4 protein-coding genes, 1 pseudogene and 1 riboswitch are annotated in these 8,495 nt (G+C 63.6%); of the genes and pseudogenes, 3 read left to right on the top strand and 2 right to left on the bottom strand.

Annotated features, from left to right (window positions below; translation table 11 throughout):
- Window positions 1-5: 5 nt before the first annotated feature.
- Together thiB and ACS5Q1_RS20210 are read right to left on the bottom strand one after the other, a co-directional pair.
- Window positions 6-1,010 carry a thiamine ABC transporter substrate binding subunit gene (gene thiB, locus ACS5Q1_RS20205; RefSeq protein ID WP_473099859.1) on the bottom strand — a complete coding sequence of 335 codons (1,005 nt, stop codon included), beginning with the start codon at window positions 1,008-1,010 and terminating at the stop codon, window positions 6-8.
- Window positions 1,011-1,078: 68 nt separating this feature from the next.
- Window positions 1,079-1,185: riboswitch (TPP riboswitch) on the bottom strand.
- 126 nt (window positions 1,186-1,311) lie between these two features.
- On the bottom strand, window positions 1,312-3,642 hold the full coding sequence (locus tag ACS5Q1_RS20210) for a Tex family protein (RefSeq protein ID WP_473099860.1): 2,331 nt from the start codon (window positions 3,640-3,642) through the stop codon (window positions 1,312-1,314).
- 186 nt (window positions 3,643-3,828) lie between these two features.
- On the opposite strand from ACS5Q1_RS20210, the gene ACS5Q1_RS20215 reads away from it, so the two are divergent.
- The 3 genes and pseudogenes from ACS5Q1_RS20215 to ACS5Q1_RS20225 form a co-directional block, all read left to right on the top strand.
- Window positions 3,829-5,139, top strand: coding sequence for an Hsp70 family protein (locus ACS5Q1_RS20215; RefSeq protein ID WP_473099861.1), 1,311 nt, complete (start codon window positions 3,829-3,831; stop codon window positions 5,137-5,139).
- Window positions 5,140-5,228: 89 nt separating this feature from the next.
- On the top strand, window positions 5,229-8,015 hold the full coding sequence (gene ppc, locus ACS5Q1_RS20220; protein WP_473099862.1) for a phosphoenolpyruvate carboxylase: 2,787 nt from the start codon (window positions 5,229-5,231) through the stop codon (window positions 8,013-8,015).
- 198 nt (window positions 8,016-8,213) lie between these two features.
- Window positions 8,214-8,366 (top strand): annotated as a pseudogene (locus tag ACS5Q1_RS20225) (plasmid stabilization protein); the annotation flags it as partial.
- Window positions 8,367-8,495: the final 129 nt, after the last annotated feature.

Consider the following 8,495-nt stretch of genomic DNA (forward strand, 5'->3'; position numbering starts at 1 on the left):
GGCGGTCAGCGCGCCGTGGCGTTGAGCCAGGCATCGGTGAAGGCGCGGCGGTTCTGCTGCACCTCCTCGGGGGTGAAGAGCAGCGCCTGGCTCGGCTGCACGAGATCCTTGAATGCGGCCGGCAGACCGGCGGCAGGGGTCTTCGCCGGCATCATCCAGTTGCCTTCCGGCATGGCCGACTGGAACGGCTCGCTGAGGATGAAGGCCATGAACTTCCTGGCAAGTTCAGGCTGCTTCGTGGTGCGGGTCATGCCAGCGAGTTCCACGTGAAGGTAATGGCCCTCCGTGAAGGCCGCAGCCTTGTAGTTGTCTTTCTTCTCCGCAACGATGTGATAGGCCGGCGATGTGGTGTAGGACATCACCATGTCGGCCTCGCCTTTCAGGAACAGGCCATAGGCCTCCGACCAGCCCTTAGTGAAGGTCACGATGCGGGGTTTGAGCTTGCCCCAGGCCTCGCCGGCCTTGTCGCCATAGACCTTCTGTATCCAGAGCAGCAGGCCGAGGCCCGGCGCGCTGGTGCGAGGATCCTGCAGAACCACCTTCGGGCCATTGGGATTGTCGACCAGCTCCTTCAGGCTCTTCGGCGGATTGGGAAGCTTGTTGGCATCGTAGACGAAGGCGTAGTAGCCCCAGTCGAAGGGGATGAAGGCCTCATCGTTCCATTTGATAGGAAGTGTCAGATCTTTTACCTCAGCGCCATGAGGGGCAAAGAGGTTGAGGGATTTCGCCTCGGCCATGAGGTTCATGTCGAGACCGACGACTGCATCGGCCTTGGTGTTCTCGCCCTCCAGCCGCAGCCGTCCGAGCAGGCTGCCCGCATCCTCGGCGGAAACCCAAGTGAGTTCGCAGCCGCAGGTCGCCTCGAAGCGTTCCTTGACGGTCTTGCCGGGGCCGTATTTTCCGGAAAACGAGCTGTAGGTGTAGACGGTCAGCGTCGGCTTGCTCTGCGCCTGGGCGAGGCCGGTGGCAAGCCCGAGCGAAATGAGAGTGAGAAGCAATTGGCGTAACATCAGGAGCGCTCCCATGCATGAGGCAGGCCGAAGCGGCGGCGCAGATTGCACGGGGCATGGCTTTTGTGGCAATGTCGCATGCTCATTCCCTCCGCCGGCATGACCCGGATCAGGTTCGACGGGTCGGTGGCCTCGCCACCTCTCAGCCCCGTGTGAGGCTCCCCGTGAGACGCTTTGCTTCTAGAGCAGTTCGGAGGCGGCTACAAGCCGCCCCTTCTCTTGGCTAGCGCATCGTTCGGAGCGGACCCAGCGGGCCGCGCCGGCGAAAATCGGATCCACTTTTCCGCACGATGCGCTTGGGTCACTTCCGGCCGCTCTTGTCCATGCCGGCTCGGCGCAGGGCATCGGCGAGGGCGCCGCCAGAGGAGGCCTGTGGGGCCGATTTCCTGTCGGCCTGAGCCCGGTGCTTCTGGAAAGCCGCCCGGTTGTCGTCTTGGCGGCCGGCCGGACGCTTCTCGGCCGGATCGCTCATGCGCATGGAAAGCGAGATGCGCTTTCTCGGAACATCGACCTCGAGCACCTTCACCTTCACGATGTCGCCCGGCTTCACGACCGTGCGCGGATCCTTCACGAAGGTGTCGGCCAGCGCCGAGATGTGCACGAGTCCGTCCTGGTGCACGCCCACATCAACGAAGGCACCGAAGGCCGCCACGTTGGTGACGACGCCTTCCAGCATCATGCCAGGCTTCAGGTCGCTGATCTTCTCTACGCCTTCCATGAAGGTGGCGGTCTTGAACTCGGGGCGCGGATCGCGGCCGGGTTTTTCCAGCTCGCCCAGGATGTCTCTCACGGTCGGCACGCCGAACTTCTCGTCCGTGAAGCTCTGCGGGTTGAGCTTCTTCAGGACGGCGCCATTGCCGATCACCACCTTGATGTCGCTTTTCGTGGCCTCGAGAATGCGGCGCACGACCGGATAGGCTTCCGGATGGACGCCGGAGGCATCGAGCGGGTCGTCGCCGTTCGGGATGCGCAGGAAGCCTGCCGCCTGTTCGAAGGTCTTCGGACCGAGGCCCGACACTTTGGTCAACGCCTTGCGGGTCTTGAACGGACCGTTGGCATCGCGGTGCGAGACGATGTTCTGCGCCAGCCAGTCGCCGAGGCCTGAGACGCGGGCGAGGAGCGGGGCCGAAGCGGTGTTGAGATCGACGCCGACCCCGTTCACGCAATCCTCCACCACCGCGTCGAGGGAGCGGGAGAGCTTGTACTCGGCGAGATCGTGCTGATACTGCCCGACGCCGATGGATTTCGGGTCGATCTTCACGAGTTCCGCGAGCGGATCCTGCAAACGACGCGCGATGGAAACGGCGCCGCGCAGGGACACGTCGAGATCGGGCAGCTCCTGGCTCGCATAGGCGGATGCGGAATAGACCGAGGCGCCAGCTTCCGAGACCATGATCTTGGTGAGCTTCAAGTCTGGGTGCTTCGAGACTAGCTCGGCGGCGAGCTTATCGGTCTCGCGGGAGGCTGTGCCGTTGCCGATGGCGACGAGCTCGACCTTGTGGACACGGCAGAGACGCGCCAGCGTCGCGATGGATTCGTCCCATTGGCGCTTCGGCTCATGCGGGTAGATGGTATCGGTTGCAACGACCTTTCCGGTGGCATCGACCACGGCTACCTTCACGCCGGTACGGTAGCCCGGATCGAGGCCGAGGGTCGGGCGGGCGCCGGCGGGGGCGGCGAGCAGCAGGTCGCGCAGGTTGCCCGCGAACACCTTCACCGCCTCGTCCTCGGCGAGCTGCCAGAGCTTCATCTTCATGTCGAGCTCGATGGAGAAGCGCAGCTTCGTGCGCCAGGCCCAGCGCACCGTCTCCAGAAGCCACTTGTCGCCGGGGCGGCCCTGATCGACGATACCGAAGGCGAGCGCGGTGCGGCCTTCGTAGCGGCTGACATAGCCCGGCTCGGCGCTGTCCTTGTCCTCTTCCATGCGCAGATCGAGAATCTCTTCTTTCTCGCCGCGGAAGAGCGCGAGGATCCGGTGCGAGGGCAGCTTGGTCAGCGGCTCGGCGAAGTCGAAATAGTCGGCGAATTTCGCGCCGTCGTTCTGCTTGCCGTCGCGCACCTTCGAGGTGAGGCTGCCGCGCTCCCAATAGGTTTCGCGCAGAGCGCCCAGCAGCTCCGCATTTTCCGCGAAACGCTCGACCAGAATCGACCGCGCTCCCTCCAGTGCGGCTTCCGACGTGGCGATCTCCTTCTCCGCATTCACGAAGGCGGCGGCTGCCTCCTTCGGCTCGCGGGCCGGTTCGCTCAGGAGCAGGTCGGCCAGGGGCTCCAGGCCCGCTTCCTTGGCGATCTGGGCCTTGGTGCGGCGCTTGGGCTTGTAGGGCAGGTAGAGATCTTCGAGCCGCGCCTTGGTGTCTGCGGTATTGAGCTGGAGCGCCAGCTCGTCGGTGAGCTTGCCCTGTTCGCGGACGCTGTCGAGGATCGTCTTGCGCCGGTCCTCCAGCTCGCGCAGGTAGCGCAGGCGCTCCTCCAGGGTGCGGAGCTGCGCATCGTCCAGGGTGCCGGTGACTTCCTTGCGGTAGCGCGCGATGAAGGGAACGGTGGAACCGCCGTCGAGCAGATCGACAGCCGCCTTGACCTGCCATTCCTGAACATTCAGTTCGTTCGCGATGCGCTGACCGATGGATAGCATGGAAGTCTCCGAAAAAGCGTAAGGCGCGGCTTCTACGGTGCGGGGCGCCCCCCGGTCAACGGGCCGTCCACAGCGCCGGGGTTGCAGTGCCGATAGGGAATATCGGCCCATCCGACATTTCCGCTTGGCTTGGCAGGCCTTGGCGTATAGACCGTCCGGCCCTTCAAGCTGTGCTCCGAGGTCGCCATGCCCCCGTCCCACGATCTATCCATTGGCATCGATTTCGGCACCAGTAACACGGTCGTGGCCATCGCAGGCCCTGACGGGCATGTGGAGGCGCTGACCTTCGAGCACGGGGGCGAGCGGCTCAAGGTCTATGTCACCGCGCTCTGTTTCTGGGACGAGCGGCACGGCAACGGCCTGAGGACACAGGTCGAGGGCGGGCCCTGGGCCATCGACCAGTTCCTGGAGGGACTCCACGCCCACCGCTTCATCCAGTCCTTCAAGACCTTCGCGGCGAGTGCGACCTTCAAGGAAACCCGGATTTTCCGCGAGCGCTACGCCTTTGAGGATCTCCTGAGCGCCTTCCTGCGCACGCTCATGCGCCATGGCGGCTCGCACCTCGATTGGGGCGCCCGCAACGTCGTCGTCGGGCGGCCGGTCCAGTTCGCCGGCTACAATCCGGACGACGACCTCGCCATGCAGCGCTACCGGGCCGCCTTCGGCCGTCTCGGGGCGGAGCAGGCCCGCTATGTCTATGAGCCGGTGGGGGCCGCGTTCTTCTATGCGCGGCAGCTCGACCACGATTCCACGGTGCTCGTGGCGGATTTCGGCGGCGGCACCAGCGACTTTTCGGTGATGCGATTTTCGAAGGCCGGCGGCGTGCTGCGGGCCGAGCCACTGGGCCATTCGGGTATCGGCCTTGCCGGCGATGCTTTCGATTACCGCATCGTCGACAAGGTCGTCTCGCCCCGCCTCGGCAAGGGCGGGCAATACCGCTCGATGGGCAAGATCCTGTCGATCCCCAACCACTACTACGCGAATTTCGCGCGCTGGAACCAGCTCGCGATGATGAAGGGCAGCGGCGATCTGAAGGAGCTGCGCGAGCTCGCCCGCACAGCGCTCGAGCCCGAGCCGCTCGAAAAGTTCATCGACATCATCGAGTACGATCTCGGCTTTGCCCTCTACCGCGCTGTGTCGTCGGCCAAAGTGGCCCTGTCGAGCCAAGATGAAACGGACTTCCGCTTTCAGGGTGAGGGCGTCGACATTCAGGCCAAGATCACACGCGCCGATTTCGAAGGATGGATTGCTGAGGATGTCGATCGGATCGCAGGAACGGTCGACGAGGCGCTGTCCAGGGCCGGAGTGAAGCCGGGCGAGATCGAGCGAGTCTTCCTCACGGGCGGCACGTCCTTCGTCCCTGCCATCCGCAATCTGTTCGTGGATCGTTTCGGCGAAAACCGGCTGACCTCCGCTGACCAGTTCGAGTCGATCGCCTATGGATTGGCGCTGATCGGCCAGACGGAGGCGCCGGAGCGCTGGGCGGTCACGAATTAGGCCGAATTTAAAATATAATTACGCTTGCCGTAGGGTGACAAAGGGTTTTATTTCGCAGTGCAGCAAATGCACCTGTAGCGGGAGCTCCCATGTCCCTGATCAATCCCGACGTCACGCCCGAGAAGGATTTTCCCCTTCGTGACGACATCCGGCTTCTGGGACGCATCCTCGGCGACACGATTCGCGAGCAGGAGGGTGAGGCGACCTTCGAGATCGTGGAGCGCATCCGCCAGACCTCGATCCGCTTCCACCGCGACGAGGATGAAATTGCACGCCGCGAGCTCGAGACGATCCTGAACAGCCTGTCGCGCGGACGCACCAACCAGATCATCCGCGCCTACAGCTATTTCTCGCATCTGGCGAATCTTGCCGAGGACCAGCACCATGTCCGCCGCTCCCGGGCTCATGCGATGGCGGGCGCTCATGCTATGGAGGCTGCGGCGCCGCGCGAGGGAACCTTGGGGCGGGCTCTCAAGCTGATCCAGGAGGCGGGCATCAGCCACACGGCGCTGCAGGCATTCTTTGCCTCAGCCCTCGTCTGCCCGGTCCTGACCGCGCATCCGACGGAGGTGCGCCGCAAGAGCACCATCGACCGGGAGATGGAGATCTCGCAGGTTCTGGCACGGCGTGACCGTCAGCGCCTGACTCCGGAGGAGGAGGCGGCATGTCAGGAATCCCTGCGGCGTGCCATCCTCACCCTCTGGCAGACGAGCATTCTGCGGCGCAACAGGCTCAAGGTGATCGACGAGGTCACGAATGGCCTGTCCTATTACGACAATACCTTCTTCAAGGAGCTGCCGCAGGTCTATGCCTCCCTGGAGGATCAGCTTGCGGCCATGGATCCCGCCTGGGGCACGGTGGAGGTTCCGTCCTTCCTGCGCATGGGGAGCTGGATCGGCGGCGACCGCGACGGCAATCCCTTCGTGACGGCGGATGCATTGCGTCAGGCCCTGTTGCTGCAGAGCAAGCACGCGCTCGGCTTCTATCTGGAGGAGTTGCATTGCCTGGGCGCCGAGCTGTCCCTCGACGGGCGCTATGTGAACGTTTCCGACGAGGTCCAGGAACTCGCCAAGGCGTCGCCCGATCTCTCGCCCCATCGCCAGGACGAGCCCTATCGCCGGGCGATCACGGGCATCTATGCGCGTCTTGCGGCAACCGCTGCCCGATTGGGTCACGGTGATGTTGCCCGCCATGCGGTGGGCGAGGCGCCGGCCTATGACAGCGTCGAGGAGTTCGAAGGCGACCTCTCGATCCTGCATCGCTCCCTGCGCTCGAACGGATCAGGCTCCCTCACGCGCGGCCGGTTGCGCAAATTGCGCCGCGCCGTCGATGTCTTCGGCTACCATCTGGCAAGCCTCGACATGCGCCAGAACTCCGATGTTCATCAGCGCGTGGTTGCCGAACTCTTCGAGAAGGCAAATCCCGGCACCGATTACGAAGGCCTGCCGGAAGACAAGCGAGTCGCTCTGCTTCTGGAAGAGCTCTGGACGCCGCGTCTCCTGACATCGCCCTATCTCGAATATTCGCCGGAGACCTCATCCGAACTGGCCATCGTGCATGAGGCCGCCGAGGCCCATCGCCGCTACGGCCGCGCGGCCGTGCCGAACTACGTCATCTCCAAGGCGAGCGATCCGTCCGACATTCTCGAGGTGGCGCTTCTTCTTAAGGAAGCCGGATTGCTTCGCCCGCGTGATGGCGAAATGGATGTGAACATCATCCCGCTCTTCGAGACCATCGCGGATCTGCGCCATTGCAGCGGCGTGATGGATGCGCTTTTCGCACTGCCCGATTACATGCGCCTGTTGCGCAGCCGCGGTCAGGCGCAGGAGGTGATGCTCGGCTATTCCGATAGCAACAAGGATGGCGGCTTCCTCACGTCAGGCTGGGAACTCTACAAGGCGGAGATCGAGCTGGTCGAGGTGTTCAAGCGCCACAGCGTGGCGCTTCGTCTCTTCCACGGCCGCGGCGGTTCCGTGGGCCGCGGCGGCGGGCCGAGCTATCAGGCAATTCTGGCGCAGCCGGGCGGGGCCGTGCAGGGCGCCATCCGCATCACCGAGCAGGGCGAGGTGATCGCGGGCAAATACTCCAATCCGGACCTCGGACGGCGCAATCTCGAAATCCTCGCCTCCGCGACGCTTGAAGCCTCGCTGCTGCATTCCGGGCAATCCGCGCCGCGCGAGGAATATCTGAACGCCATGGAAGAGCTCTCGAACAGCGCCTTCAAGGCCTATCGGGCACTCGTCTACGAGACCGAAGGGTTCGAGCGCTATTTCTGGGAATCGACGGTGATCGGCGAGATCGCCAACCTGAATATCGGCAGCCGGCCGGCGTCGCGCACCAATTCGCGACGCATCGAAGACTTACGCGCCATTCCCTGGGTGTTCGGCTGGGCGCAGTGCCGCCTCATGCTGCCGGGCTGGTACGGCTTCGGCTCGGCCGTCAACGAATGGCTCGAAAAGCGGCCCGATACCGGCTTGGCGCTGCTGCAGGAGATGTATCGCGAGTGGCCGTTCTTCCAGGCGCTGCTCTCGAACATGGACATGGTGCTGGCGAAGAGCAACATCGCCATCGCCTCGCGCTATGCAAACCTCGTCGCAGACGAGAGCTTGCGCGATGCGATCTTCCCGCGCCTGCGCCATGAATGGGAGGATTCGATCAAGCAATTGCTTTCCATCATGCAGCAGGAATCCCTGCTCGACAGCAATCCGCTCCTCGCCCGTTCGATCCGTAACCGCTTCCCCTATCTCGATCCGCTGAATCACCTGCAGATCGAATTGTTGAAGCGTCACCGGTCTGGCGATGCGGACGAACAGGTCGTCCAGGGCATCCACCTCTCCATCAACGGTATCGCGGCGGGGCTGCGCAACAGCGGCTAGAGCATCGGACCCAAAAGTGGACACCGCTTTTGGGATCCATCCGATGCTTCTTCATTATGTTGGTGCGTCGTTCGGCGCGTACGATGCGCCAATTCCCCGCAACAGGATTGCGGAACCAGGCCTCTCCGGTTCGGTTGACGCCGGGAGAGAAAGCGCCTCCTGGCGCCTCTCTGCGACATCGATTGAAAGGAGAGCACCATGCCTCGCGGTGACAAGTCCGCCTATACCGACAAGCAGAAGCGCAAGGCCGAGCATATCGAGGAGTCCTACGAGAGCCGTGGCGTCTCCGAGAAGGAAGCCGAACGGCGCGCCTGGGCCACCGTCAACAAGCAGGAAGGCGGCGGCAAGAAGGGCAGCTAACCGCTTTTATGCACGAGGCGGTTGGAGAAGGCTGGCGGATGTAGCTTAAGCACTTGAAGCAGCGTAGGATTTAGTTGCTGAGACTAACCCCTGCCACCGATTGCACTGTGCCACACCCGC

This window comes from Microvirga sp. GN3, from assembly GCF_055792825.1.

What these genes read in the sequence shown, in the direction of transcription:
- thiB (WP_473099859.1), bottom strand. Translation starts at nt 1,010, where the DNA reads ATGTTACGCCAATTGCTTCTCACTCTCATTTCGCTCGGGCTTGCCACC.
- ACS5Q1_RS20210 (WP_473099860.1), bottom strand. Translation starts at nt 3,642, where the DNA reads ATGCTATCCATCGGTCAGCGCATCGCGAACGAACTGAATGTTCAGGAA.
- ACS5Q1_RS20215 (WP_473099861.1), top strand. Translation starts at nt 3,829, where the DNA reads ATGCCCCCGTCCCACGATCTATCCATTGGCATCGATTTCGGCACCAGT.
- ppc (WP_473099862.1), top strand. Translation starts at nt 5,229, where the DNA reads ATGTCCCTGATCAATCCCGACGTCACGCCCGAGAAGGATTTTCCCCTT.